This window comes from Pseudomonas sp. COW5 (genome assembly GCF_026240005.1).
In the GTDB taxonomy this organism is placed as follows: domain Bacteria; phylum Pseudomonadota; class Gammaproteobacteria; order Pseudomonadales; family Pseudomonadaceae; genus Aquipseudomonas; species Aquipseudomonas kribbensis.
Map to the genome: position 1 here is coordinate 4,103,500 of NZ_JAPHVP010000001.1, position 24,822 is coordinate 4,128,321.

The following is a 24,822-nucleotide window of genomic DNA, read 5'->3' on the forward strand; positions in this document are numbered from 1 at the left end:
GCAATGGATCGCGCAGACAGGCCCAGGAAGGGCGGGATGTCTTGTCGTTCTGCGTCATTGCCACAACCACAATAAAGGCAAACAGGAGCATTTTTCATGAGTTCATCAAACGCCGGGCAAAGCGCCGGGCAACTGGAAACCCGCGGCATCGAACCGGTGCCGGAAGGCGAGTGCAACGGCCATCCGCTTCAACTGTTCTGGGTCTGGTTTGCTGCCAACATCTCCATCCTCGGCCTGCCGCTGGGCGCCACGCTGGTTGCGTTTCGCGGCCTGGCGATCTGGCAGGCAATCATCGTCGCGATCCTCGGCGCTGCCGGTTCGTTCGCGGTGGTGGGGATCATCTCGATTGCCGGCCGTCGCGGTCGTGCGCCGAGCCTGACCCTGTCGCGAGCGATCTTCGGTGTGCGCGGCAATATCGGCCCGACGCTGGTGTCGCTGATGTCGCGCCTGGGCTGGGAAACCGTTAACACCACCACGGCGGCGTTCGTGCTGCTTTCGCTCTGCTCGATCCTGTTCGGCTCGCCGGTAGAGGCCAAAAGCGCGCCGGTGTTGACCCTGGTCTTCATCGCGATTTTCGTGCTGCTGACCCTGTCGGTGTCCGGCCTCGGCCACGCCACTTTGCTGGTGATCCAGAAGTGGGCGACCTACGTGTTCGGCGCGCTGAACATTCTGGTGGGCGGCTTCCTCTGCGCGACCATCGACTGGAGCGCGGTGTTCAACGCCACGCCGGCGCCGATGAGCGCGATGATCATCGGTATCGGCACCATGGCGGCCGGCACCGGGATCGGCTGGGCCAACGCCGGTGCCGACATGTCGCGCTATCAGCATCGCAGCGTCAAGGCTGTGCGGCTGGTCGCTTCGGCGGCGTTCGGTGCAGGGATTCCGCTGGTGCTGCTGATCACCCTCGGCGGCCTGCTGTCGGTGGGCAACAACGATCTGGCCTCGGCGACTGACCCGATCGTGGCGATCCGCGACATGCTGCCGACCTGGATGGCCGTGCCGTACCTGATCACCGCATTCGGTGGCCTGTTGCTGTCGAACAACCTGTCGGTGTACTCCGCCGGGCTGACCACGCTGACCCTCGGCCTGAAGGTCAAACGCGTGTACGCGGTGGTGGTCGACATCGTCGCGATCTTCGCCGGTTCGATCTATTTCATGCTGATCGCCGACAGTTTCTACGGCCCGTTCATCACCTTCATTTCCCTGCTGGCGGTGCCGATCACTGCGTGGGTCGGGATCTTCGTGGTCGATCTGATTCACCGTCATTACTACAGCCCCAAAGACCTGCTCGACGTCAGCCCGAGCAGCGCCTACTGGTACAGCGGCGGCGTCGAGTGGCGCGCGTTCGGCGCGTGGGCGATTGCCATCGTGCTGGGCTTCAGCTTCACCACCATCGGCACCACGGCCGAGAACGTCTGGTTCAAAGGTTTCCTGTCCGATTCCTGGCTGGGTCATAACGGCCTTGGCTGGATCGTGACCTTCGTGGTGGCCGGCGGCATTTACTTCGTACTTGGCGGGGCGAAAGACCGCCGCGCCGCGCAAACCGAGAATGCTCATGCCTAAGATGTTGCACACCGGCCAGGTCATCATCGACCTGGTCATGGCCGTGGATGCACTGCCGCAGATCGGCGGCGACGTGCTGGCGCAGTCCGCCAGTTTCGAAGCCGGTGGCGGCTTCAATGTGATGGCTGCCGCCGCGCGCAATGGCTTGCCGGTGGTCTATCTCGGCCGCCACGGCAACGGTCGTTTCGGCGATTTGGCACGGCAGGCGATGAACGCCGAAGGCATCCGCATCGGTATCGAACAGCCTGCGGAGCGTGACACCGGCATCTGCGTGGCGCTGACCGATGCGTCGGCCGAGCGCAGTTTCATTTCCTACATTGGTGCCGAAGGTGAAGTAACGGCGGCGGAACTGAACAGCGTTGCCGCCGAGGCGGGGGACTACGTCTACGTCAGCGGCTACAGCCTGCTGCACAGCGGCAAGGCTCAGGCGTTGCTGGACTGGACGCTGGCGCTGCCGAAGACGATCAACGTGGTGTTCGATCCGGGTCCGCTGGTGGAATCTCCGGACTCACCGATGATGCAAGCGTTGCTGCCGCGCATCGATGTGTGGACCAGCAACAGCGTTGAAGCCTTGCGTTTCACTGGTGCGGTGGATATCGAAACCGCGTTGAACCGGTTAACCGTGCACCTGCCACAGAATGTGCTGATGGTAGTGCGCGACGGCCCGCAAGGCTGCTGGATTCATCAGCACGGCGAACGCCAGCATGTGCCGGGTTTCAAGGTACAGGCCGTGGACAGCAACGGCGCAGGGGATGCGCATGCCGGTGTGTTCGTGGCCGGGCTGGCGCAAGGTCTGGCGGCTGCTGAAGCCGCGAGGCGCGCCAACGCCGCTGCGGCGTTGGCCGTCACTCGCTGGGGGCCGGCAACCGCACCGGGCTCTGACGAGGTCGATGCGCTGATCCGCGAATCTTCCGCCTACTGACCGGTGCCTTCGGAACCCGAGCCTCCGGTCGTGGTTTTCGAACCGATGCCGGAGCCCGAGTTGTCCGGGGTAGTGGGAGAGTCCGGCGTGTTCATTCCGCCCTGACGACCCGGGTCATTGCCCTGGGTGCGCGGATCGGTTCCGGTGGCCGGCGGCTGATTGATCAGCGGAACACCGGAACCATCGGTATTCATACCCGGTGCGCTGTTGATCGCAGGGGCGCGCGGTGGCGTGACCGGATCGGTGGGGCCGGTGCCGGCGGCGGTCGCCGCGAATGCCATGGGGCAGAGCAGGGTGGTGAAAACGAGAGCAGTCAACCTTGACGAGATCATGGTATGTCTCCAGTGATTGGAATCCTTACCTGATCTTGGTCTGCCCTCGTGCGGCATAGGTGCCGATTGAATGACGAACGGTTCAGTTCGTCAGTGCACTTTCTACCTTCATCCTCCGCCACAGCAGGCGGCCGAGGGTGATCGACCAGTTCAGCGCCGCCACTGCCAGCACCGTCAGCAACAGCGTCGCCATGCCGTGTTCGACGATGATTTTTCCGGCCAGCAGCGGGAAGCCGAAGACACCGATGAAGTACACCAGACTGAACAGCAGCAAAGCCTGCGACGTGGTGCCGGCCGGTGCCTCGTTGGCGGCGAGTCCATTGATTACCGAGTAGGTGAGGCCGTATCCGACACCGAGCATCACTGCCGCCAGCAGATAGCTGAAACCGCTTTGCACGCCGAACGCAAACAGCACGATCGAGCCCAGCATCAACCCCGAAAGCAGACACGATGCCCGCAGCGGATCACGCTTGACCACATAGCCTGCGATCAACATCCGGCTGCTGATGGCGGCGCTCATGAAGCCCAGGAAGAACAGCGAATAATCCAGCGAACGGGCGGCGGCATAGCTGGTCTGGAAACTCGACAGACCACCGAATACGCAACCGCCGAGGCCGACCATGATGATTGGAAACACCGCGCGGGAACTGAGCACCTGAGCAGTCGCCTGCCAGCTGATTTTTGCCGCTGACGCGGCTTGTGTACTTTTCAGGCGGGCACCGAGACGCCAGAACAACAGCACGCCGATCAGGCTCGCCACCGCCGCCAGATAGAACGCCGACGTCACCGGCAAACCCAGCGCACTGGCGGCGCGCCCGAGCAACGGGCCGCTGCCGATCCCGGTCATCATGCTGCCGGACAGCAGCGCAAAGTATTTCGCCCGCTGTGCCGGGCTCACCAGACTGGCGACGATGATCGGCCCCAGCGTATAGAAAACGCCCCAGCCCAATCCAAGCAGCAAACCGAAAAACAGCAACAGATGGCCGAAGCCCGGCGTCATCGCAAACCCCAGGCTCGCCGCCACCAGCAACAGCCCGAACAGCGCAATCGAACGCGCCGCGCCCAGCCAGTCGGACAGGTGCCCGGACACCAGAACCGCAACGAAGGTGCTGAGCATCGCCGCGCTGATCACGCTGCCGGCATCGTGCTCATTACCGCCGCGAGAACCGATCAGCAGCGAGAGCAAAAACGTCGCGCCATAAGACAGCGACAACAGATAACTGGCGAGGCAGAACAGGCCGAACAGTTTGCCCGGGACCTGGGGTGTTGCTTGAGGCATGACGCGGTTCCTTGACCGGAAAAATTGAGCGTCATCTATCTAACACGTCAGGCCTGTGGTTTAGGTCTGAGCTTGGCGAACTCAGGATCGTGATTGACCGGAGTAATGCCTTCAGGCGACGCCGATCTCTTCCTTGAATTGCTCCATGAAACCCTTCAGGCGTTGATGACGGATTTGTGCCAGACGTTGACCGGCAGCGGTCTGGAAACCGTCGGCAAGGTGCAGCAGTTTGGTCTGGAAATGATCGAGGCAGAATCGCTTGTCGTTGTAGTCCCTTTCCCGGGCTTCGGGATCGTATGGGTCGTACAACGCGCTGCCCATGCGTCCGGCAGTGTAGAAAGTGCGGGCGACACCGAGCATGCCGAGGGAGTCGAGACGGTCGGCGTCCTGCATCAGCCGTGCTTCGAGGGTCGTCGGTGTGATGTTGGCGGAAAAGCTGTGGGCTTCGATGGCGTGGATGACGGCGCTGACTTTTTCTTCTGGCCAGTTCAGGTTTGCCAGCACCGTTGATGCTTTTTTCGCTGCCAGGCGCGATGCCTGTGAACGCAGGGGCGAGTTCTTTTCCACGGCCACGCAATCATGCAACAGCACAGCCGCCAGCAGCACCTCAAGGTCGCCACCTTCCTCGGCCTGCAAGGTACGCGCGTTGTGCCAGACCCGCTGCAAGTGAGACAGGTCGTGAGCGCCATCCTCTGACGGTTCCAGTGTGTGGGGGAGAATTTCGGCGGCGAGTGAGGCCAGTGGTTCGAATGCGTTCATGAATATCCTTCAGAGTGACCGGCCGCACTAGCCTAATCCGTGGATTGCCATGTGACGAGCGCCGCGCGCCGCCTTAGTATGGCGTTTTCCTTTTCCCGACAAGGCCCGTCCATGACGATCGAAATCCGCCCGGCGACCCCCAGCGATGCTCCGCAAATCCTCGCGTTCATCACTGAACTTGCCGACTTCGAAAAGGCCCGTCACGAAGTCATCGCCAGCGTCGCCGACATCGAGCGCAGCCTGTTCAGCGAAGGCGCCACCGCCCACGGCCTGATCTGCCTGCGCGACGGTTTGCCGATCGGTTTCGCGGTGTTCTTCTTCAGTTATTCGACCTGGCTGGGCAGTAACTGCCTGTACCTCGAAGACCTCTACATCACCCCCGAGCAACGGGGCGGCGGCGCCGGCAAAACCCTGCTGCGCCACCTCGCGAAAATCGCCTGCGCCAACGACTGCGGCCGCTTCGAATGGAGCGTGCTGGACTGGAATACCCCGGCTATCGAGTTCTACAAATCCCTTGGTGCCCAGCCGCAGGAAGAGTGGGTGAGGTATCGCATGGATGGCAAGGTATTGCGCGAGTTTGCCGAGGGCTGAACAAATAGTGGCAATCTGACTGCTGATTCGATTGTCCAAACCGCTCTAGTCCGGCATTCTACGCGCCATTTTTGCGCGCTCACGGACGACACCTGCAATGCCTCTGGCACTCTTTCTCCACGCCCGTGGAGTCTTCGCTGCGTCAACGAGTGACCGGCGATGAGCGGACTACGGGCGTCGATCCGCCTGTACGGCCTGGTCAAAAACCTCGGCTCAAGCGACAACCCGAACCGCCAGCCGGTGGACATCCTCTGCACGGTGAATCGCATGGGCGGCAAAGCCATCCGTGCGTTTGTCTCGCGGCTCGATGCTGAGCTGATGGTGCGTAGCGCGGGTTATGACGACTACCGCGTGATACCGCTGCGTACCTTCGATCCGAACGGATTCATCAATGCGCATCAAGGCTGGCTGACCCTGCACGTGTGCTGCGGTTTTGTCGCGCCTGCTGGGCAATCGATTTTCCACCAAGGCGTGCTGTCGCCGATGGGCTGGTATGTCTACTCGGAAACGGGTCGCTGGACGACCGAGCGCTATCTGGATTTCGGCCCGCAAATGGCCGAGCTGCTGCAAACCACCTACGACCAGCATCGACTGACCGGCTACAACACCTGGCTCAACCAACTCGACGACACCACAACTGCCGAGTTGAACTGGTTTGCCGACGAAGCCTGGCAACAACTGCAAACCCTCACACCCCCGAACAGCGGCGAGCATTGTCACGCGCTGTTTGATTCCGTCGACAACCGCTGGCGCTTCGCCGCGACCGACATCGACCTCTATCAGCCTCATCCGGAACCTCTGAAGCAAGGAGCTTTGAATTGAGTGGTAAACCCGCTGCACGCGTCACCGACCCGACCGCCTGCCCACTGCCTGGCCACGGCAACAACCCGATCGTCTCCGGTTCACCGGACGTGTTCTTCGACGGACTCCCCGCTGCGCGCATGACCGATAAATCGGCGTGCGGCAGCCCGATTACCGGCGGTGTTTCCGCCACGGTCTTCATCAACGGCCTGAACGCCGCGATGCTCGACAGCACCGGAGGGCACGGCAATGTTGTAGTCGGTGGATCGGGGACGGTGATTATTGGACAGAGCGGCGGAGGGGCGGCGTTTAGCGGGTTGTTGCCGATGCCGGTGCATTTCAATGATCGGATGCAGGTGATCAACGAAATTACTGGTGAACCCATGCCAAATCACCCTTACGCGATTCAACGCGCTGATGGGAGTGTGGAGCTCGGCGTAACGAATGAAGCGGGCTTCACCCATACGGTGAGTTCGCATTTGCCTGAGTCGATCAAACTGTTCGTGGAGTAGAAAAAAGTGACCGCTGAAAATCCTGCTCTGAAAGGTTGTCAAAGACTGGTTGTGACCCATGACTTAACCTGCAAAACGGACGGAACAGTCAAGCAGGCTACGATCACGCCTAAAAAAATTGTTCTGTTTTTTGTGGGCGGTGCGGGCGATAAAGAAAGCTACTACGGAACCGGGCCTAACAATAACGTTGCCGACGTTATGAAAGTTTTCATCAGAGATATGGAAGCAGAGGGTATCTGTTCTGACTACTATAATGCTTACCATGTTGGATATAACTATTTTGTTAGTGATGAGGGCTTGAAAAAGAATGTGCTGGATAAAATTGCTGATGTAACTACGCCTGTTTATATCATTGGTCATAGCCTGGGAGGGTGGAATGGTGCTCACCTGTCAGCTGTATTGACCGATAGGGGCTATCGAATTCCATGTCTGGTTACGCTTGATCCGGTTGGCGAAGGCAAAATAGTGTGGGGAGTATCCAACATTTACCGCCAGGAACCGAGACCGAAGGCGGAATATTGGGTTAACGTCAGGGCCGATGCCAAGGACTGGAACTTTTCCGATCTCGTAGCCGATTTCGGAGAACAATGGGATATGAAGACCGGGCCCAATATGAACGGACGAGTGGATGTGAATCACGCCGATGCCTGGATTATCTACACATCAGTTCTGCAAAGTGGAATCTCGGCCCGAGACGCTTTGATGCAGGTTGTTGTCACTCATTTTAAAGGACGGAAATGTGCGTAATATAATTTTATGCGTAGCACTCTTGCTCTGCTCTTCGTGTGCGATGAATCATGGCAAGCCCATTGCTCGTTTACAATATATCGGTGTTGAGCGTTATTTGGATAGAGGTATTTACCAGGTGCGTTTCTCGTCTGATGTTGATGTTGTCAGTCTTTTTAAGTCAAAAATAAGCCAAACGCTGTTGTGTTCTTTTGATAGCGATTTTGATTTTTCGGCACCTCACTCCGCGGGTATATATGGAGAGGGTTTTATCGAGCCTGAAATGTCAAGTGTTGGGCCGGTTTTCAGGGCGGATGTATTATTTTTAGAAAGAAAAAATGATACCAGTGAAAAAGTCATTGAAGGTGAGGCGTTAAAGCCTTTATTGGTGGGCAGAGAGTCTCTGGTTTGTAGGGTCAGAATAAATTCCTACTCTTATAAAATATATTTGTCGGAAGACATGAAAGTCCCAACGGCAGATCTGTTGAGAGAAGTAGAGAAGTTTTAAACGGAATGCGATAGGTACGGACGGGTGGTGCTCGCTGCTCAGTTCGCTGTCCGAGTCTTTCCAGAGTACTTTGTCCCAAAATATGGGATGTGAAATTACATATTGAGATTTTACGCCTGAGAGGTCTATAGTCCAGCTCACTCACTGCCAATAACAAAACAGGTGAAGCGATGCTGGCGCAATTGATCGCGCTCGATTGGGGGACGACCTCCCTACGTGCTTACAAACTCGCGGCGGGCGGGCAGGTGCTGGCGCAGCGGTCGCTGTCGTTCGGGATCATGCAGTTGCCGAAGACGCCGCGGGTCATCAACGGTCGTGAATGCGCCGAGGGTTTTGAGCTGGCGTTCGACGAGGCCTGCGGTGACTGGCTCGATGCGCAGCCCGACTTGCCGGTGATTGCCTGCGGCATGGTCGGCAGCGCCCAGGGCTGGCGCGAAGCGTCCTACCGCGATACGCCGGCCAACGTCGCCGATCTCGGAAAATCCCTGCAAACCGTTCGCAGCCTTCGCGGTGTCGATGTGCATATCGTGCCGGGTGTGATTCAGCGCTCAGAGCTGCCGAACGTGATGCGCGGCGAAGAAACCCAGGTCCTCGGCGTCCTGCAGAATCTGCCGGACGAGGCGGGCAATGATCTGTTGATCGGCCTGCCGGGCAGTCATTCGAAATGGGTGGAAGTGGCCGGCGGCTGCATCACCCGTTTCGACACCTTCATGACCGGCGAAGTGTTCGCCGTGCTCAGCGAACACAGCATTCTCGGCCGTACCCAACAGCACAGCGCGATGTTCGACGCCGAGGCATTTGATCGCGGCATGCAGGTGGCGCTGTCGGCGGAGGGCGAGATCGGCGTGCTGTCGACCTTGTTCAGCGCCCGCAGCCTGGGCCTGACCGGTGAACTCAGCCCCACCGCACAACCGGACTATCTGTCCGGCCTGCTGATCGGCCACGAACTGACAGCGCTGGCCACCGTGCAACGGCGCCGGTGCAACGGCAGACATCTTCCTTCGATCATCCTCATCGGCAACGCGCAGTTGTGCGCCCGTTACAGCCGTGCCCTCGACGCCTGCGGTTTCACTCGGGTGACGCTGGCCGAGCAGGCCACCGAGCGTGGCCTGTGGCAACTGGCGCTTGCCGCCGGACTGATCGATTCCTCATCCCGTTAACCCTGACTGGAGGCCTGACATGCTCAAGCAAGCACTGGCGCAAAACGGTCTGATCGCGATCCTGCGCGGCCTGCATCCGCAGGAAGCCGCGGCTGTCGGAGAAGTCCTGTATGCGGCCGGATTTCGCGTCATCGAAGTACCGCTCAATTCCCCCGCGCCGTACGAAAGCATTCGCATCCTGCGCAAGACCTTGCCCGCCGATTGCCTGATCGGTGCCGGCACGGTGCTGACCCCGGAACAGGTGGAGTTGGTGAAGGAGGCCGGCGGCCAGGTGATCGTCATGCCCCACAGCGATGCCAAGGTGTTGCGGGCGGCGAAAGCGGCGGGGCTGTATCTGTCGCCGGGCGTTGCCACACCGACCGAAGCCTTTGCGGCGCTGGAGGAGGGCGCGGACATTCTCAAGATGTTCCCGGCCGAACAAATGGGGCCGGCAGTGGTGAAAGCGTGGCTGGCGGTGCTGCCGGTCGGGACGATCCTGGCGCCGGTCGGCGGCATTGCCCCGGACAACATGCAGGCGTTCATCGACGCTGGCGTCAAAGGCTTCGGCCTCGGTTCCGGACTGTTCAAGCCGGGCATGACGACTGAGCAAGTGGCGGCCAACGCCAAGGCCTACGTGGCGGCCTGGAAGGCCCTTCGCTAAGACTTTTCCGGCGCTGCGTGCGCTGCATCTAACAAGAGAGACAAGCAGATGAAAATCACCAAACTGACCACCTTCATCGTCCCGCCGCGCTGGTGCTTCCTCAAGGTCGAAACCGACGAGGGCGTGACCGGTTGGGGCGAGCCTGTGGTCGAAGGCCGGGCCCACACCGTCGCCGCTGCGGTCGAGGAATTATCCGACTACCTGATCGGCAAAGACCCACGCAACATTGAAGACATCTGGACTGTGCTGTATCGCGGCGGCTTCTACCGTGGCGGCGCGATCCACATGAGCGCACTCGCCGGCATCGACCAGGCGCTTTGGGACATCAAGGGCAAGGCGCTGGGCGTGTCGGTCAGCGATCTGCTCGGTGGTCAGGTGCGGGACAAGATCCGCGTGTATTCGTGGATCGGCGGCGACCGCCCGGCGGACACCGCGCGGGCCGCGAAAGAGGCGGTGAGCCGTGGTTTCACTGCGGTGAAAATGAACGGCACCGAAGAGCTGCAATTTCTCGATACCTTCGAAAAAGTTGACCTCGCACTGGCCAACGTCGCCGCCGTGCGTGATGCGGTGGGGCCGAACGTCGGCATCGGCGTCGACTTCCATGGCCGGGTGCACAAGCCCATGGCCAAGGTGCTGATGAAGGAACTCGACCCCTACAAACTGATGTTCATCGAAGAGCCGGTGCTCAGCGAAAACTACGAAGCGCTTAAAGAACTGGCACCACTGACCAGCACCCCGATTGCCCTCGGCGAGCGCCTGTTTTCGCGGTGGGATTTTAAACGGGTGTTGAGCGAGGGTTACGTCGACATCATCCAGCCGGATGCCTCCCACGCGGGCGGCATCACGGAGACCCGCAAGATCGCCAACATGGCCGAAGCCTACGACGTGGCGCTGGCGTTGCATTGTCCGCTGGGGCCGATTGCGCTGGCAGCGTGTCTGCAACTGGACGCCGCTTGTTACAACGCGTTTATCCAGGAGCAGAGCCTGGGCATCCATTACAACGAGAGCAATGACCTGCTCGATTATGTGAAGGATCCTCGGGTGTTCGATTACGACAAAGGCTTCGTGAAGATCCCGAATGGCCCGGGGCTGGGGATCGAGATCAACGAGGAATACGTGATCGAACGCGCGGCGGTCGGCCACCGTTGGCGCAACCCGATCTGGCGTCATGCCGATGGCAGTTTTGCCGAGTGGTGAGTCTTTTCTGACCTAACACCAAACCTGTGGGAGCGAGCTTGCTCGCGAAGAGGGCGGCGCATTCGAAACCGATGCCGCCTGATAGACCGCTTCGCGAGCAAGCTCGCTCCCACAGGTTGATCTCCAGGGAGCGGAGATCTGCATACCTTCCGACCTCAATAAACATAAGAAGAGGCGCATCCCATGCAACCGCAAACCCTCACCGGGCAAGCGACGTTAGTCACGCCCAGCCGCAAGCGATTTTTTATCATGGTGTTGCTGTTCATCACCGTGGTGATCAACTACCTCGACCGCAGCAACCTGTCGATTGCCGCCCCGGCGCTCACCAGTGAGTTGGGCATCGATCCAGTGCACGTCGGGCTGATCTTTTCCGCGTTCGGCTGGACCTATGCGGCCATGCAGATTCCCGGAGGCTGGCTGGTGGATCGGGTGCCGCCGCGCATCCTTTACAGCGTCGCGCTGCTGTTGTGGTCGCTGGCCACGGTGATGCTCGGATTCGCCGCGAGTTTCATCGCGCTGTTCGTGCTGCGCATGGCGGTCGGTGCGCTGGAAGCGCCGGCGTATCCGATCAACAGCCGCGTGGTGACGACCTGGTTTCCCGAGCGCGAGCGTGCCACGGCCATCGGTTTCTACACCTCCGGGCAGTTTGTCGGGCTGGCGTTCCTGACGCCGGTGCTGGCGTGGCTGCAACATGAATTTGGCTGGCACATGGTGTTTGTCGTGACCGGTGCGGTTGGCATCGTCTGGGCGGCGATCTGGTACGCGGTGTATCGCGAGCCGCGTGATTTCAAAGGCGCCAACGAAGGCGAAATCGACTTGATCCGCGAGGGCGGAGGGTTGGTGGACATCGCCGCCGAAACCGCAAAAGTGAAGGCGAAATTCAGCTGGACCGATCTCGGCATCGTCCTCAGCAAACGCAAGTTGTGGGGGATTTACCTTGGTCAGTTCTGCCTGAACTCGACGCTGTGGTTTTTCCTGACATGGTTCCCGACCTACCTGGTGAAGTATCGCGGCATGGACTTCATCAAGTCCGGCCTGCTGGCGTCGCTGCCGTTTCTCGCCGCGTTCATCGGCGTGCTGTGCTCGGGGTTCTTTTCCGACTTCCTGATTCGCCGTGGTTGCACCGTCGGGTTTGCGCGCAAGTTGCCGATCATTGGCGGGCTGTTGATTTCCACCTCGATCATCGGTGCCAACTTCGTAGAGTCGACACCGCTGGTGATTGCCTTCCTGGCGTTGGCGTTTTTCGGCAACGGGCTGGCGTCGATCACCTGGTCGCTGGTGTCGACACTGGCGCCGGCGCGGTTGCTGGGCTTGACCGGTGGGGTGTTCAATTTCATCGGCAACCTGTCGGCGATCGCCACACCGATTGTCATCGGCTTCCTGGCCAGCGGCGATTCGTTCGCTCCGGCGATCACCTACATCGCGGTTCTGGCATTGATCGGTGCTTTGTCCTACGTGCTGCTGGTGGGCAAGGTCGAGCGCATCGAGTTGTAGTCGTCCCTGTCGGGCGACCATAATGCCGCCCGTTCCCTCGCTCAACGCTAAAGGCTGGATATGCAGGAAGACGCCCCGAAAAACGCCAAGGACGCCGCACCGACCGGCACCCAGACCCTGCTTCGCGGGTTGGGTGTGGTGCAGGCCGTCGCCAGTGGCGCCCGCGATCTCAAAGAGATTGCCCGCCTGATCGGTACCACCCGCAGCACCACTCATCGTCTGGCCAGTTGTCTGGTGGACGAGCGTTACCTGCGCGTCGTACCGCAAGTCGGTTATCTGCTGGGGCCGAAACTGATCGAACTGGGTTTCCAGGCGCGTGAAGAGTTACCGCTGGTGACCCTGGCCGGGCCGTATCTGGACGAGTTGTCGGCGCTGACCGGCGACACCGTTCACTTGGGCATCCGTGAAGGCGACGAGGTGTTGTATTTGCTGAAGAACCCGGGACGCAACGGCCCGGAAATGCGCTCGCGGGTCGGCCATCGCATGCCGTTGGCGCGCACCGGGATCGGCAAGGCCTTGATGCTGGATGACGCGCCTCAGGACTGGCAGCGTCTGTACGACATCAGCCTGCCGGCGGGTGGGAAAAGTCAGTTCTGGCCGCAACATCCCCAGCAGTCGTGGGAGCAGCTGGAGCAGCGGATGATCGAATACGTGGCCGGCGGCTACGCGTTCGATCTGGAAGACAACGAACCGTCGATCCGCTGCGTGGCGGCGCCGATTCGCGACGCGAGCAAGCGCATCGTCGCGGCGATCAGCATCGCCAGCACCGTGCCGTACATGCCGCTGGAGAAAATGGCCGAGCTGATTCCCCTGATCAAAGGGGTCACGGCCCGGCTCTCGGCGGAACTTGGTTTAAAAGTGCAGGCTTGAAGGTTTAAAGCTTCAAGGTCGCCATGTCGATCACGAATCGGTACTTCACATCACCGGCGATCATGCGGGCATAGGCCTCATTGATCTGGCGGATGTCGAGCATTTCGATGTCGCAGCTGATGTTGTGCTCGGCGCAGAAATCCAGCACTTCCTGGGTTTCGGCGACGCCACCGATCAACGAGCCGGCCAATACGCGACGACCCAGCACCAGTTTGGCGGCGTGGACCGGCGGATCGATCGGTTCGATCAGGCCCACCAGAATGTGCACGCCATCGAAGCGCAGGGTGTCGAGGTACGGGTTCAGATCGTGCTGCACCGGAATGGTGTCGAGCAGGAAGTCGAAACGACCGGCTGCGGCTTTCATCTGCTCTTCGTCGGTGGAGACGATCACATGATCGGCGCCCTGACGACGACCTTCCTCGGCCTTGCTCGCTGAACGGGTAAACAGCGTCACTTCGGCGCCCATGGCCTTGGCGAACTTGATGCCCATGTGGCCGAGGCCGCCCATGCCGAGAATCCCGACCTTGTCGCCGGCCTTCACGCCGTAATGCTTGAGTGGCGAGTAGGTGGTGATGCCGGCGCAGAGAATCGGTGCGGCAGCCGCCAGATCCAGTTTCTCGGGGATGCGCACCACGAAGTGTTCGCTGACCACGATGCTGTCCGAATAACCGCCCATGGTGTTGCTGCCGTCGACCCGGTCGGGAGTGGCATAGGTCATGGTCGGGCCTTCGAGGCAGTATTGCTCGAGGTTCGACTGGCAGGCTTCGCAGGTGCGGCAGGAGTCGACCATGCAGCCGACACCGACCAGATCGCCGACCTTGTGTTTGGTGACGTTCGCACCGACAGCGGTGACTTTTCCGACGATCTCGTGGCCGGGCATCAACGGGTAAACGGCGATGCCCCATTCGTTGCGCGCCTGATGGATGTCGGAGTGGCAGACGCCGCAGTACAGGATGTCGATGGCGACGTCGTCGGCACGGGGGCTGCGGCGTTCGAACTTCATCGGGGCGAGGGGGGTGGTGGCCGTTTGAGCGGCATAGCCGATGGCGGTGTACATGTGAAACCTCGCAAAAGCAGTGACAAGTGAGGCGGCGCATTCTGGGCGCCGTCCGGTTGTCCGGCCATGGCGATTCCTCCGGGTGTCATGCCTAATCCTCCGGCATGCGGGGTCGATCGGTCGCATTGGCAAAAGGATCTGCGATGATGCTTTTATCCCTTTTTCCGTGATTTTTTCTGAAGAGCCACCCGATGCAATTGACCCGTCACCTTGATGCCAACGCCACCCTGGTTTCGCTGATCGAACCGCTGGCGCTGCGCGATGGTTACAGCCAGACCGGGCTGCCGGGCGTGCAGGTGTTGCGTGCCAGTTGCGACGTCGCCCGTGGCCCGCACATTTATGAGCCGAGCCTGATGATCATCGCCCAGGGCAGCAAGCTCGCGTATCTCGGCCCTCGCACCATGGAATACGGCGCCGGGCATTACCTGATCCAGGCCTTGCCGGTGCCGTTCGAGTGCGAAACCTATGCGTTGCCGGACGCGCCGTTGCTCGGTGTGTCGGTGGCGATCGACCGGGTGCTGCTCGGTGAACTGGTACTGGCCATGGGGCTGGCGCCGGGGCGGCATATTCCGGCGCAGACACCGGAGTCGATGACCTCGGTGGTGCTCGACGATGACATGCGCGGCTGCGTCGAGCGCTTGCTGCGCTGTCTGCACGATCCGCTGGAGTGCCAGATTCTCGGGCCGGCGCGGGTGCGGGAATTGTTGTTCGTGGCGTTGCGCGGGCCTCAGGCCGATGTGCTGCGGGCACTGGTCGAGCAGCAAGGGCAGTTTGCCCGGGTCGCGGCATCGATCAGTCATCTGCATGCGCATTACACCGAGCCGTTGAATGTCGAGACACTGGCCGGTTGCGCGAACATGAGCGTTTCGACCTTTCACGAACACTTCAAACGCAGCACGTTGCTCTCGCCGGTTCAGTATCTGAAGCGTTTGCGTTTGTTGAAGGCTCAGACGTTGTTGATCGCAGAAGGGCTGGGTGTCGCGCAGGTGGCGCATCGGGTGGGGTATCAGAGCACGTCGCAGTTCAGTCGCGAGTACAAACGCTATTTCGAACGCAGCCCGGGGGATGAGCGCGCAGCGTGATCCTGTACAAATCACGGGCAACAAAAAGGCCCCCATACAGGGAGCCTTGATGTTCAGCGGGTCGACTTACATATTCGGATAGGTCGGACCGCCGGCGCCTTCCGGCGTCACCCAGGTGATGTTCTGCGAAGGGTCCTTGATGTCACAGGTCTTGCAGTGCACGCAGTTCTGGGCGTTGATCTGGAAGCGCTTCTCGCCGTCTTCCTTGGTGATCACTTCATACACGCCGGCCGGGCAGTAGCGCTGCGCCGGTTCGTCGTACATCGGCAGGTTGCGGCTCAACGGGATAGTCGGGTCGGTCAGCTTCAGGTGGCACGGCTGTTCTTCTTCATGGTTGGTACCGGAGATGAACACCGAGCTCAGCTTGTCGAAGCTGATCTTGCCGTCGGGTTTCGGGTAGTCGATCTTCTTGCAGTCGGCCGCGAGCTTGAGGCAGGCGTAGTCCGGCTTGGTGTCGTGCAGGGTGAACGGCAGTTTGCCGCCGAAGATGTTCTGGTCCAGCCAGTTGAAACCGCCGCCGACGATGGCGCCGAACTTGTGGATCGCCGGGCCGAAGTTGCGGCTGGCGAACAGTTCTTCGTAGAGCCAGCTCTTCTTGAAGGCGTCGACGTAGGTGGTCAACTCTTCGGTGCCGTCCTTTTCAGCGAACAGCGCGTCGGCCACGGATTCAGCGGCGAGCATGCCGGACTTCATCGCGGTGTGGCTGCCCTTGATCTTGGCGAAGTTCAGGGTGCCGAGGTCGCAACCGATCAGCGCGCCGCCCTTGAACACCATTTTCGGCAGCGAGTTCAGGCCGCCTTTGCAGATCGCACGTGCGCCGTAGCTGATGCGCTTGCCGCCTTCCAGGTACTGCTTGAGCACCGGGTGATGCTTGAGGCGCTGGAATTCGTCGAACGGCGACAGGTAGGTGTTGCTGTAGGACAGATCGACGATCAGGCCGACTACAACCTGGTTGTTTTCCAGGTGATAGAGGAACGAGCCGCCGGTGTTCTCGGTGCCCATGATGTCCATCGGCCAACCGGCGGTGTGAACCACCAGGCCTGGCTGGTGCTTGGCCGGGTCGATTTCCCAGATTTCTTTCAGGCCGATGCCGTAGTGCTGGGCGTCGGCATCGCTGTCGAGGTTATAGCGCTTGATCAGTTGCTTGCCGATGTGGCCACGGCAGCCCTCGGCGAACAGCGTGTATTTGCCACGCAGTTCCATGCCCGGGGTGTACAGGCCTTCTTTCGGATGGCCTTCGCGGTCGACACCGAGGTCGCCGGTGATGATCCCGCGTACCACGCCGTTTTCATCGATCAGCGCTTCCTGAGCGGCGAAGCCCGGGTAGATTTCCACACCCAGGTTTTCGGCCTGCTGAGCGAGCCAGCGGCACAGGTTGCCGAGGGAGATAATGTAGTTGCCTTCGTTGTGCATGGTCTTGGGCACAAAGAAGTCAGGGATTTTCTGCGCGCTTTCGGCGTTTTTCAGCACGAAAATGTCATCGCGGGTGACGGGCGTGTTCAGCGGGGCGCCGAGTTCTTTCCAGTCCGGGAACAGTTCGTTCAGGGCCCGTGGTTCGAATACGGCACCGGACAGGATGTGCGCGCCGACTTCGGAGCCTTTTTCGACCACGCAGACGCTGATTTCCTTACCGGCTTCGGCGGCCTTCTGCTTCAGACGGCAGGCGGCGGACAGGCCAGCGGGGCCGGCACCGACGATGACCACGTCGAATTCCATGTATTCGCGTTCCACAGGCTATCTCCTACTCAAGGCTCAACAGTTTTTTTTCTAATTTGGAGGTTCGGTGTCGTATCCGTTATTGCCTTTACGTTAACGTCAAGGCTAATAATGGGCAAACCACCTTTCTCTCTAGGCGGCGCATTATATCTACACCACTCTTAGCGTCCAATACAAACGTTTGTTTGAATCGGCTCCAGCCCAGAGAAATCAAAGAAGCGCGGCTTATGACAGGGCATTTTGGCGTATTGACCAGAATGGGCGTTCCGGTCAAGATACGGGCGGTTTTGCGCTCGCCGTAGGCTGAATGGTGGTTTCAAGAGCACCTCTAAAGACAGGGCGAAGGCGGTATCCGGTGATGCGCAGCGCAGGTTCGGCGCGCAGTTTACACACCGCGAAGCGGCATGACTCGTCGGTCACGACTGACGAACGGTCATCCGACTCAGCCGGCGTTTTTGGAGGTGCCCTTGTGCCCGATGAGCATCAACCGCCAGGTTCGCCTAGGCGACTTTCTTTTCACCGGAGAGTAACGAGGAATCCATGAAGGTTCTTGTAGCTGTCAAACGCGTTGTGGATTACAACGTCAAGGTTCGCGTCAAGGCGGACAATTCCGGCGTAGACCTCGCCAACGTCAAGATGTCGATGAACCCGTTCTGCGAAATCGCAGTGGAAGAAGCCGTACGCCTGAAAGAAAAAGGCGTTGCGACTGAAATTGTCGTCGTCTCCATCGGCCCGTCCACCGCTCAGGAACAGCTGCGTACCGCACTGGCTCTGGGTGCCGACCGCGCCATCCTCGTCGAATCCGCTGAAGACCTGACTTCCCTGGCCGTGGCCAAGCTGCTCAAGGCCGTGGTCGACAAGGAACAGCCTCAGTTGGTGATCCTGGGCAAACAGGCCATCGACAGCGACAACAACCAGACCGGCCAGATGCTCGCAGCACTGAGCGGCTACGGTCAGGGCACTTTCGCCTCGAAAGTCGAAGTCTCCGGCGACAGCGTTGCCGTGACCCGCGAAATCGACGGCGGCGCGCAGACCGTTTCCCTGAAACTGCCAGCGATCGTCACCACCGACCTGCGTTTGAACGAGCCGCGCTACGCGTCCCTGCCAAACATCATGAAAGCCAAGAAAAAGCCTCTCGAGACGCTGACTCCGGACGCTTTGGGCGTTTCCACCGCCTCCACCAACAAGACCCTGAAAGTCGAAGCGCCAGCTGCACGCAGCGCAGGCATCAAGGTCAAGTCGGTGGCTGAACTGGTCGAGAAACTGAAAAACGAAGCGAAGGTAATCTAATCATGACTATCTTGGTAATCGCCGAACACGACAACAAGGTGCTGGCCCCGGCCACCCTGAACACCGTTGCTGCCGCTGCCAAAATCGGTGGCGACATCCACGTTCTGGTTGCAGGCCAGGGCGCTGGCGCCGTGGCTGAAGCCGCTGCGAAAATCGCTGGCGTGAGCAAAGTCCTGAACGCCGACAATGCTGCCTACGCGCACCAGCTGCCGGAAAACGTTGCTCCGCTGGTAGCCGAACTGGGCAAGGGTTACAGCCACATCCTGGCTGCCGCCACTTCCAACGGCAAAAACATCCTGCCGCGCGTTGCCGCCCAGCTGGACGTTGACCAGATCTCCGAGATCATCTCGGTCGAAAGCGCTGACACTTTCAAGCGCCCGATCTACGCCGGTAACGCCATCGCTACCGTGCAATCGACCGCTGCAATCAAAGTGATCACCGTGCGTGCCACCGGTTTCGACCCGGTTGCTGCTGAAGGTGGTTCGGCTGCCGTTGAATCGGTTGCCGCTGCTCACAACGCCGGCACTTCCAGCTTCGTCAGCGAAGAGCTTGCGAAATCCGATCGTCCTGAGCTGACCGCTGCCAAGATCGTCGTTTCCGGCGGCCGCGGCATGCAGAACGGTGACAACTTCAAACACCTGTACGCCCTGGCCGACAAGCTGGGCGCTGCCGTGGGTGCTTCCCGCGCCGCGGTCGACGCAGGTTTCGTACCGAACGACATGCAGGTCGGTCAGACCGGCAAGATCGTTGCCCCTCAGCTGTACATCGCCGTCGGTATCTCCGGCGCGATCCAGCACCTGGCCGGCATGAAAGACTCCAAAGTGATCGTAGCGATCAACAAGGACGAAGAAGCGCCGATCTTCCAGGTGGCCGATTACGGCCTGGTGGCGGATCTGTTCGAAGCCGTACCTGAGCTGGAGAAGCTGGTCTAATCCGGCGGCTTCACTTATAAAGAGCCCGGCCTGTTGGTCGGGCTTTTTTTTGTCTCGGATTTGAGTGGGAGCGTTTCGCCATGGATCTGCATCGCCGGTTGGGCTTCTCGTTATTGCTGTGTTTCAGCCTGTTGCCGGGGTTGTCCGTGGCAGCGGGCAAATGCGAACGACTGGTCGTCACCGGCAGCCCGGATGCACCGCCGTATCTCTGGCAGGATCCGCAGAATCCAAAACAGTTGATCGGTGCCAGTGCCGATTTGTTGCAGCAAGTGGCGAAGGACCTGGGCATCAAGGTCGAACTGCTGTATGCCGGCAAGCGCTCGCAGGCCCTCGATGAAGTGCGCAGCGGGCGCATGGACATGCTGGCCGACGCGCCGCTGGCCTTCAACGAGCTGGAAAACCTCGACTACATCCATCCGCCACTGCTGGAAAACGACTATCTGGTCTGGACACGCAAGGGCTCGACGCTGGTCTACAGCGAAGCGAAGGATCTTCAGGGCCATCAAGGAGGATTGTCGGAAAAGTCTCGAATGACCCAGGCATTCAGTGCTTTCGCCGAGAAGCAATTGACCCTGACCCGTACGGCAAACCTCACTCAGGCCCTGCAGAAACTTCTGCTGGGCGAGGTGGAATATGTACTCGCCGGCCGTTACTCGGGGATGGCGGCCGCGCAGGCATTGGGCATGGTCAATGATCTGCTGGCCTTCGAGCAACCGATTGACCGGCCCGGTCTGTTCCTGGCGCTTTCCCACAACTCGGCCTGCAACGATCCGTGGTTGCGCGGACAGCTGGCCAAAAAGATGACAGAATTGCCCGCGTCCGGCCTGACGGAAGCCGCGCTGCAACGCAACATCGAGCGCTGGAAGGCGCAGCAGCAACAGCCGCCGCAACAACCTGTCAGCGCCCCAAAACAGTAGGGATTCTTAGTGAGTAATCGAGTTCTTTTCACGGCCCTGGCCGTTCTGGCCCTGGCCGGTTGCGCCAGCGATCCGGCACCCAATGAACAAATGCGTTTGACCGAGCAGGCGCTCGAGCAGGCCAAGGCCGTCGGCGCCACCGCCGACGAAGTGCCGGAAATGAAACTGGCAGAAGACAAGTTCAACCGGGCGAAGGGCAGCATGGTCGGCGAATCCTTCAAGAACGCGCGGATGCGTGCCGAACAGGCCGAGCTGGATGCACGTCTGGCCGAAGCCAAGGTGCTGACCCAGAAGAGCGAAGAGCAGCTGAACGTGCTCAACACCCGCATCGTCCGCCTGCGCAAGCAACTGGGGGACGCCCAATGAACCTGACTTCAAAAGCTTTCGGCACTCTGATCCTCGTGGGTTGCGCCAGCCTTTACGGCTGCGCCGGTCAACACAGCGAAACCGCCTTGCAGGAAGCCAGCGCTGACTTCCAGAAGGTCAAGGAAGATTCCAATGTGCTGCGTATTGCGCCAAAAGACGTGATCCGTGCCGGTGAGTCCCTGGCCCGTGCCGATCGCCTGTCCACTTATTGGGGCAGTGGCGCGGACGTGGCGCATTACTCCTATCTGAGCCAGCGTTACAGCCAGATCGCCCGCGAGCACACCAATCTGGTGCTCAACGAAGAGCGCGCGGCGAAGCTGGAGCTTGAGCGTCAACGCCTGCAACTGGCACTGCGCGAGTCCAAACTGTTGAGCGTGCAGCAGCAGGGCAAATGGCTGGAAGAACAGATTGTCGCACTGGCCACCACCCAGACTGACCGTGGCCTGGTGATGACCCTGGGTGACGTGCTGTTCGACACCGGCGAGGCCGAGCTGAAGAATTCGGCCAATCGCGTGGTCCTGAAGATCGTGCAGTTCCTGCAGCTCAATCCGAAACGCGTGGTGCGCATCGAGGGCTATACCGACAGTACTGGCGGCAAGCAGGAAAACCTCAAGCTGTCTCGTGATCGTGCGCAGGCGGTTGCCGACGTGCTGACGGACCTGGGTATCGACGAAAAACGCATTCAGGTCGAAGGTTACGGCGACGAATACCCGGTGGACGCCAACGCTTCCGAGCGTGGGCGGGCACAGAATCGTCGGGTGGAAATCGTGTTCTCAGACGAAAAAGGCCAGCTTGGCGCCGCCCGCTGAGGGTGGCGTTACTGGAAAGCCCGGGCTGTCATGCAGCGCCGGGCTTTTTTACGTCTGTCGATTACCTCACAAAGCAGTACAGATTTATCCGACACTGGACTGTATGGTTGACTAATATGGCAACTGTCCCAGTACACTTCAAAACTGTTCCGGTATTGTTCACACAAAAATAAAACGCCCGTGATATCGAGTGCTGCGTCATGACCAATCTCTTGCTCTACCAACGTATTGCTCAACAACTGGCCGAAGACATCCGCCGTGGCGTCTATCAACCGGGCGAGCGCGTGCCTTCGGTGCGCAAGATGAGTTCGCAGCTCAACGTCAGCCATGCCACGGTGTTGCAGGCTTACGCCAACCTTGAGGATCAGGGGCTGATCCGTGCACGGCCGCAATCCGGTTACTACGTACACCAGACGCCGGCCCTGACCGCACCGACCCCGGATATTGCCCGGGTCGAACGACCTGGCCTGGTCACCCGCGCCAGCATCATTCAGCAAGTGTTGGTCGAATCGCGCCGCGAAGGCGTTTTCCCGCTGGGTGCAGCCGTACCGAGCGTCGATTACTTGCCGGTGCGCGCGCTGCATCAGCAATTGGCCAAGGTCACCCGATTCCATAGCCCCCGTGCCTTCAGCTACATGTTCAGTCCGGGCTTCGAACCGTTGCGCCGACAAGTGGCGATCCGCATGCGCGACGCCGGTGTGGTGGTCGATCCTTCGGAAGTGGTGATCACCCACGGTTGTGTCGATGCGCTGCAGATGTCGTTGCGCGTACTGACCCGTCCGGGCGATCTGATCGCCGCCGAATCACCGACCTATTACGGACTGCTGCAACTGGCCGACCTGCTGGGCCTGAAAGTCATTGAAATCCCCAGCGACCCGGCCACCGGCATGAGTCTGGAAGCCCTGCAACTGGCGGCCAACCAATGGTCGATCAAAGCCCTGGTGCTGACGACCCGGCTGAGCAACCCGCTGGGCGGCACCATGCCCGAGGAGCGGCAAAAACAATTGCTGCGGCTGGCCTCGGACTTCGATATTCAGATCGTCGAAGACGACATCTATGGCGAACTGATGTTCGAGCAAGGTCGCACCAAGGCGCTCAAGGCCTACGATCGGCTGGATCGGGTGATTTACTGTTCGAGTTTCTCCAAGACCCTGTCGCCGGGTGTGCGCGTGGGCTGGATGATTGCCGGCAAGTATCAGCAGGAAATCCAGCGTCTGCAGACCTTCACCACGCATTCGGCCTGCAGCGTCACGCAAATGGCGATCGCCGCCTATCTGGAAAATGGCGGTTATGACCGGCATTTACGGTACATCCGCCAGGAATACCGAAAAAACCTCAGCGCATTCCAGCTGGCGGTGCAGCAGTACTTCCCCGAAGGCACGCAAATGACCCGGCCTACGGGCGGTTTCATTCTGTGGGTGAGCCTGCCGGGGCGGGTCAATACCCAGGAATTGCATGTCCGCGCGTTACAGCAGGGCATCAGCATCGCGCCCGGGTTGATCTTCAGTAATACCGAGCAGTTCAACCACTGTATCCGCCTGAATTGCGGCACACCGTGGAATCGCGAGGCGGAACGGGCGTTGATGACTTTGGGTTTGCTGGCGACTCAACTGTGTCAGGAAACGGCCGGCGGTTTCTGAACAGACTGTGTCGCGCGCTTGTCATGCGGCGTTCAACAGGCGAGCATATGGCCCTCTGCCGTTAGCGTTGTAGGTTCCATGAAAGCGATTTTTCCTGCTGCCTGGGTTTTGCTTGGTCTGTTGATGATCGGTCACGCGCCAGCTGTCATGGCCGCTGCCGTTTCGGAAAAACCGACAGCAGCCTCCACCGTGAAAAAACCGGTGGCCAGCAAGAAAGCCGTTCCTGCGAAAGACAAGCAACAGAAGAAAGCCGCCCCGGCAAAGAAACGTGCGCCGATCGCTTCAAAGTCGAAATCGGCCCGTGAAGTGGCCAAGACACCGTTACCCCCGGCCAAACTGGACCTGAGTCTGCCCAGAGACATGGTTCAGCAGTTGAAACCGGTTGGAAGCGTTCCGCTGCCCAAGCGCGAGGCGATCCTGCCGCAGATGTTCGGCGAGAAGAACAGCGGTTTCCAGCTCAACGGCCGCCTGCTGAGCAACGAAATGCAGTTGCAGCTACGCAATGAGGAACGCCGTGAAGTCGAAGGCGCGGCGCTGGATTTCGAATTCAAGCAGTAAATTCAATCGATCCGTGACCCGCAGACCAGACGCTTTGTCGGAGACTGGTCAGTCACTTTCGTTTCTGCGTAAAAACCCCGGTTCAGGGAATTTAAAACAGCCGTTTAAGCGGTTACCCTGTTCCGCGTCCCTTTAACACATTGCCCGTCGCGAGGAACTCGTCGTCATGAAATGCCGTGAAGGCTGTGGCGCCTGTTGCATTGCCCCCTCCATCAGCTCGCCGATTCCAGGCATGCCCGATGGCAAACCTGCCGGCGAACGTTGCGTTCAGCTCTCGGTCGAAAACCTGTGCAGCATTTTCGGCCGACCGGAACGCCCGGCCGTCTGTTCAGGGTTCAGCGCCGATGTCGAAGTCTGCGGAAGCAGTCAGGAAGAGGCGATCAGACTGCTCGGCTGGTGGGAGCAGATGACGGCGGCGTGATGTGTCAAACGTACGGAACTTCAACAATAAGGAATAAGACTATGGGTTCGCTGCATCGTATCGCTGTGTTGTGTGGTTTGACTGCCGTGCTGGCCACTTCGGCTGCCCAGGCTGAAGACTGGAAAGTCGCCAAGAACGAAGACGGCATCAAGGTCTCCCTGAGCGAAGTGCCGGGTTCGGACTACAAGTCTTATCAGGGCGTGACCTTGATGAAGACTACCGTCGCCAAACTGCGCGCACTGCAGGAAGACGTCTCCGGTGCCTGCGCCTGGATTCACGAGTGCAAGACCCAGAAACTGCTCAAACACGAAGGCGACCAGAGCTGGACCTACACCCAGTTCAACACGCCATGGCCGGTAACCCCGCGCGACTCGATCCTGCACGTCACCACCGTTGAAGGCGCCGATGGCAGCCTGACCCGCAATCTGGAAGGCGTGCCGAAGTACCTGCCGGAAGAAAAAGGCTTCGTGCGTGTCGCTCAGGTCAAAGGCTTCTGGAAGTTCGTGCCAAAAGGCGATCAGGTCGAAGTGACCTATCAGGTTCACACCGAGCCGGGTGGCAGCGTGCCGTCGATGATTGCCAACAAGTTCGTGGTCGACGCACCGTTCAATACCTTGAAAGCCCTGAAAGAGCGCGCCGAGAAGTAAGTATCGCGTGCTCTGCAAACGCCCCGATGAACT

Annotated in this window: 27 protein-coding genes; 22 read left to right on the forward strand and 5 right to left on the reverse strand. The window is 59.9% G+C overall.

Features of this window, described 5'->3' with window-relative positions; all coding sequences use genetic code 11:
• Positions 1-96 precede the first annotated feature (96 nt).
• The gene (locus tag OQ248_RS18750) at positions 97-1,563 is read left to right on the forward strand and encodes a cytosine permease (RefSeq protein WP_265813577.1); all 1,467 of its coding nucleotides are present in this window, start codon (positions 97-99) and stop codon (positions 1,561-1,563) included.
• Entirely contained in the window at positions 1,556-2,485 is a 930-nt protein-coding gene (locus tag OQ248_RS18755) for a PfkB family carbohydrate kinase (RefSeq protein ID WP_265813579.1), read from the forward strand. The genes OQ248_RS18750 and OQ248_RS18755 overlap by 8 nt, the downstream gene beginning before the upstream one ends.
• Here OQ248_RS18755 and OQ248_RS18760 read toward each other — a convergent pair.
• The 3 genes from OQ248_RS18760 to OQ248_RS18770 form a co-directional block, all read right to left on the reverse strand.
• Positions 2,479-2,817, reverse strand: coding sequence for a hypothetical protein (locus tag OQ248_RS18760; protein ID WP_265813580.1), 339 nt, complete (start codon positions 2,815-2,817; stop codon positions 2,479-2,481). The genes OQ248_RS18755 and OQ248_RS18760 overlap by 7 nt on opposite strands.
• An 82-nt stretch (positions 2,818-2,899) precedes the next feature.
• Positions 2,900-4,096 (reverse strand): MFS transporter, encoded by a 1,197-nt coding sequence (locus OQ248_RS18765; RefSeq protein ID WP_265813581.1) that lies wholly within the window; start codon positions 4,094-4,096, stop codon positions 2,900-2,902.
• A gap of 111 nt (positions 4,097-4,207) precedes the next feature.
• Positions 4,208-4,855, reverse strand: a complete 648-nt coding sequence (locus OQ248_RS18770; protein WP_265813582.1) for an HD domain-containing protein — start codon at positions 4,853-4,855, stop codon at positions 4,208-4,210.
• A gap of 111 nt (positions 4,856-4,966) precedes the next feature.
• On the opposite strand from OQ248_RS18770, the gene OQ248_RS18775 reads away from it, so the two are divergent.
• From OQ248_RS18775 to OQ248_RS18820, 10 genes are all read left to right on the forward strand, one after another.
• Positions 4,967-5,446, forward strand: a complete 480-nt coding sequence (locus tag OQ248_RS18775; RefSeq protein WP_041475599.1) for a GNAT family N-acetyltransferase — start codon at positions 4,967-4,969, stop codon at positions 5,444-5,446.
• Between the two features lie 159 nt (positions 5,447-5,605).
• Positions 5,606-6,268, forward strand: coding sequence for a hypothetical protein (locus OQ248_RS18780; RefSeq protein WP_265813583.1), 663 nt, complete (start codon positions 5,606-5,608; stop codon positions 6,266-6,268).
• Complete coding sequence (locus OQ248_RS18785; RefSeq protein WP_265813585.1) at positions 6,265-6,759, forward strand: PAAR domain-containing protein; 495 nt, start codon at positions 6,265-6,267, stop codon at positions 6,757-6,759. The genes OQ248_RS18780 and OQ248_RS18785 overlap by 4 nt, the downstream gene beginning before the upstream one ends.
• Positions 6,760-6,765: 6 nt before the next feature.
• Complete coding sequence (locus tag OQ248_RS18790; RefSeq protein WP_265813587.1) at positions 6,766-7,506, forward strand: alpha/beta fold hydrolase; 741 nt, start codon at positions 6,766-6,768, stop codon at positions 7,504-7,506.
• Complete coding sequence (locus OQ248_RS18795) at positions 7,499-7,993, forward strand: hypothetical protein (protein ID WP_265813588.1); 495 nt, start codon at positions 7,499-7,501, stop codon at positions 7,991-7,993. The genes OQ248_RS18790 and OQ248_RS18795 overlap by 8 nt, the downstream gene beginning before the upstream one ends.
• A 170-nt stretch (positions 7,994-8,163) precedes the next feature.
• Positions 8,164-9,153 carry a 2-dehydro-3-deoxygalactonokinase gene (locus OQ248_RS18800; RefSeq protein ID WP_265813589.1) on the forward strand — a complete coding sequence of 330 codons (990 nt, stop codon included), beginning with the start codon at positions 8,164-8,166 and terminating at the stop codon, positions 9,151-9,153.
• A gap of 19 nt (positions 9,154-9,172) precedes the next feature.
• Complete coding sequence (locus tag OQ248_RS18805) at positions 9,173-9,793, forward strand: 2-dehydro-3-deoxy-6-phosphogalactonate aldolase (RefSeq protein WP_265813590.1); 621 nt, start codon at positions 9,173-9,175, stop codon at positions 9,791-9,793.
• Between the two features lie 48 nt (positions 9,794-9,841).
• On the forward strand, positions 9,842-10,990 hold the full coding sequence (gene dgoD, locus OQ248_RS18810; RefSeq protein WP_007908327.1) for a galactonate dehydratase: 1,149 nt from the start codon (positions 9,842-9,844) through the stop codon (positions 10,988-10,990).
• Between the two features lie 183 nt (positions 10,991-11,173).
• A complete protein-coding gene (locus OQ248_RS18815) occupies positions 11,174-12,484 on the forward strand; it encodes an MFS transporter (RefSeq protein WP_265813591.1) in 1,311 nt (436 codons plus the stop codon).
• Between the two features lie 60 nt (positions 12,485-12,544).
• Positions 12,545-13,354 carry an IclR family transcriptional regulator gene (locus OQ248_RS18820; protein WP_265813592.1) on the forward strand — a complete coding sequence of 270 codons (810 nt, stop codon included), beginning with the start codon at positions 12,545-12,547 and terminating at the stop codon, positions 13,352-13,354.
• 4 nt (positions 13,355-13,358) lie between these two features.
• Here the strand turns inward: OQ248_RS18820 and OQ248_RS18825 are convergent, their stop codons facing one another.
• On the reverse strand, positions 13,359-14,411 hold the full coding sequence (locus tag OQ248_RS18825; RefSeq protein WP_114884703.1) for an NAD(P)-dependent alcohol dehydrogenase: 1,053 nt from the start codon (positions 14,409-14,411) through the stop codon (positions 13,359-13,361).
• Positions 14,412-14,602: 191 nt separating this feature from the next.
• On the opposite strand from OQ248_RS18825, the gene OQ248_RS18830 reads away from it, so the two are divergent.
• Positions 14,603-15,493 (forward strand): AraC family transcriptional regulator, encoded by an 891-nt coding sequence (locus tag OQ248_RS18830; RefSeq protein WP_074688074.1) that lies wholly within the window; start codon positions 14,603-14,605, stop codon positions 15,491-15,493.
• A 66-nt stretch (positions 15,494-15,559) separates the two neighbouring features.
• Here the strand turns inward: OQ248_RS18830 and OQ248_RS18835 are convergent, their stop codons facing one another.
• Positions 15,560-17,224, reverse strand: coding sequence for an electron transfer flavoprotein-ubiquinone oxidoreductase (locus OQ248_RS18835; protein ID WP_085696964.1), 1,665 nt, complete (start codon positions 17,222-17,224; stop codon positions 15,560-15,562).
• A 525-nt stretch (positions 17,225-17,749) separates the two neighbouring features.
• Between OQ248_RS18835 and OQ248_RS18840 the strand changes: the two genes are divergently transcribed.
• From OQ248_RS18840 to OQ248_RS18880, 9 genes are all read left to right on the forward strand, one after another.
• A complete protein-coding gene (locus OQ248_RS18840) occupies positions 17,750-18,499 on the forward strand; it encodes an electron transfer flavoprotein subunit beta/FixA family protein (RefSeq protein ID WP_007950859.1) in 750 nt (249 codons plus the stop codon).
• 2 nt (positions 18,500-18,501) lie between these two features.
• Complete coding sequence (locus tag OQ248_RS18845) at positions 18,502-19,431, forward strand: FAD-binding protein (RefSeq protein WP_075118734.1); 930 nt, start codon at positions 18,502-18,504, stop codon at positions 19,429-19,431.
• Positions 19,432-19,511: 80 nt separating this feature from the next.
• Positions 19,512-20,348 (forward strand): transporter substrate-binding domain-containing protein, encoded by an 837-nt coding sequence (locus tag OQ248_RS18850; RefSeq protein ID WP_265813593.1) that lies wholly within the window; start codon positions 19,512-19,514, stop codon positions 20,346-20,348.
• Positions 20,349-20,357: 9 nt separating this feature from the next.
• On the forward strand, positions 20,358-20,714 hold the full coding sequence (locus tag OQ248_RS18855; protein WP_265813594.1) for a DUF4398 domain-containing protein: 357 nt from the start codon (positions 20,358-20,360) through the stop codon (positions 20,712-20,714).
• Complete coding sequence (locus tag OQ248_RS18860; protein WP_265813595.1) at positions 20,711-21,523, forward strand: OmpA family protein; 813 nt, start codon at positions 20,711-20,713, stop codon at positions 21,521-21,523. Before OQ248_RS18855 ends, OQ248_RS18860 begins: the two co-directional genes overlap by 4 nt.
• A gap of 200 nt (positions 21,524-21,723) precedes the next feature.
• Positions 21,724-23,163 carry a PLP-dependent aminotransferase family protein gene (locus OQ248_RS18865; RefSeq protein WP_003226969.1) on the forward strand — a complete coding sequence of 480 codons (1,440 nt, stop codon included), beginning with the start codon at positions 21,724-21,726 and terminating at the stop codon, positions 23,161-23,163.
• 78 nt (positions 23,164-23,241) lie between these two features.
• Positions 23,242-23,721, forward strand: coding sequence for a translation initiation factor 2 (locus OQ248_RS18870; RefSeq protein WP_265813596.1), 480 nt, complete (start codon positions 23,242-23,244; stop codon positions 23,719-23,721).
• A gap of 166 nt (positions 23,722-23,887) precedes the next feature.
• Positions 23,888-24,142: a YkgJ family cysteine cluster protein gene (locus tag OQ248_RS18875; RefSeq protein ID WP_085710899.1), complete on the forward strand. Its 255-nt coding sequence runs from the start codon at positions 23,888-23,890 to the stop codon at positions 24,140-24,142.
• A 41-nt stretch (positions 24,143-24,183) separates the two neighbouring features.
• Positions 24,184-24,789 carry an START domain-containing protein gene (locus OQ248_RS18880; RefSeq protein WP_085710898.1) on the forward strand — a complete coding sequence of 202 codons (606 nt, stop codon included), beginning with the start codon at positions 24,184-24,186 and terminating at the stop codon, positions 24,787-24,789.
• Positions 24,790-24,822 lie beyond the last annotated feature (33 nt).

Excerpts from the sequence above, each read along its gene's own strand:
- OQ248_RS18750 (WP_265813577.1), top strand. The coding sequence starts at position 97 with ATGAGTTCATCAAACGCCGGGCAAAGCGCCGGGCAACTGGAAACCCGC.
- OQ248_RS18755 (WP_265813579.1), top strand. The coding sequence starts at position 1,556 with ATGCCTAAGATGTTGCACACCGGCCAGGTCATCATCGACCTGGTCATG.
- OQ248_RS18760 (WP_265813580.1), bottom strand. The coding sequence starts at position 2,817 with ATGATCTCGTCAAGGTTGACTGCTCTCGTTTTCACCACCCTGCTCTGC.
- OQ248_RS18765 (WP_265813581.1), bottom strand. The coding sequence starts at position 4,096 with ATGCCTCAAGCAACACCCCAGGTCCCGGGCAAACTGTTCGGCCTGTTC.
- OQ248_RS18770 (WP_265813582.1), bottom strand. The coding sequence starts at position 4,855 with ATGAACGCATTCGAACCACTGGCCTCACTCGCCGCCGAAATTCTCCCC.
- OQ248_RS18775 (WP_041475599.1), top strand. The coding sequence starts at position 4,967 with ATGACGATCGAAATCCGCCCGGCGACCCCCAGCGATGCTCCGCAAATC.
- OQ248_RS18780 (WP_265813583.1), top strand. The coding sequence starts at position 5,606 with ATGAGCGGACTACGGGCGTCGATCCGCCTGTACGGCCTGGTCAAAAAC.
- OQ248_RS18800 (WP_265813589.1), top strand. The coding sequence starts at position 8,164 with ATGCTGGCGCAATTGATCGCGCTCGATTGGGGGACGACCTCCCTACGT.
- OQ248_RS18805 (WP_265813590.1), top strand. The coding sequence starts at position 9,173 with ATGCTCAAGCAAGCACTGGCGCAAAACGGTCTGATCGCGATCCTGCGC.
- dgoD (WP_007908327.1), top strand. The coding sequence starts at position 9,842 with ATGAAAATCACCAAACTGACCACCTTCATCGTCCCGCCGCGCTGGTGC.
- OQ248_RS18815 (WP_265813591.1), top strand. The coding sequence starts at position 11,174 with ATGCAACCGCAAACCCTCACCGGGCAAGCGACGTTAGTCACGCCCAGC.
- OQ248_RS18820 (WP_265813592.1), top strand. The coding sequence starts at position 12,545 with ATGCAGGAAGACGCCCCGAAAAACGCCAAGGACGCCGCACCGACCGGC.
- OQ248_RS18825 (WP_114884703.1), bottom strand. The coding sequence starts at position 14,411 with ATGTACACCGCCATCGGCTATGCCGCTCAAACGGCCACCACCCCCCTC.
- OQ248_RS18830 (WP_074688074.1), top strand. The coding sequence starts at position 14,603 with ATGCAATTGACCCGTCACCTTGATGCCAACGCCACCCTGGTTTCGCTG.
- OQ248_RS18840 (WP_007950859.1), top strand. The coding sequence starts at position 17,750 with ATGAAGGTTCTTGTAGCTGTCAAACGCGTTGTGGATTACAACGTCAAG.
- OQ248_RS18845 (WP_075118734.1), top strand. The coding sequence starts at position 18,502 with ATGACTATCTTGGTAATCGCCGAACACGACAACAAGGTGCTGGCCCCG.
- OQ248_RS18850 (WP_265813593.1), top strand. The coding sequence starts at position 19,512 with ATGGATCTGCATCGCCGGTTGGGCTTCTCGTTATTGCTGTGTTTCAGC.
- OQ248_RS18860 (WP_265813595.1), top strand. The coding sequence starts at position 20,711 with ATGAACCTGACTTCAAAAGCTTTCGGCACTCTGATCCTCGTGGGTTGC.
- OQ248_RS18865 (WP_003226969.1), top strand. The coding sequence starts at position 21,724 with ATGACCAATCTCTTGCTCTACCAACGTATTGCTCAACAACTGGCCGAA.
- OQ248_RS18870 (WP_265813596.1), top strand. The coding sequence starts at position 23,242 with ATGAAAGCGATTTTTCCTGCTGCCTGGGTTTTGCTTGGTCTGTTGATG.
- OQ248_RS18875 (WP_085710899.1), top strand. The coding sequence starts at position 23,888 with ATGAAATGCCGTGAAGGCTGTGGCGCCTGTTGCATTGCCCCCTCCATC.
- OQ248_RS18880 (WP_085710898.1), top strand. The coding sequence starts at position 24,184 with ATGGGTTCGCTGCATCGTATCGCTGTGTTGTGTGGTTTGACTGCCGTG.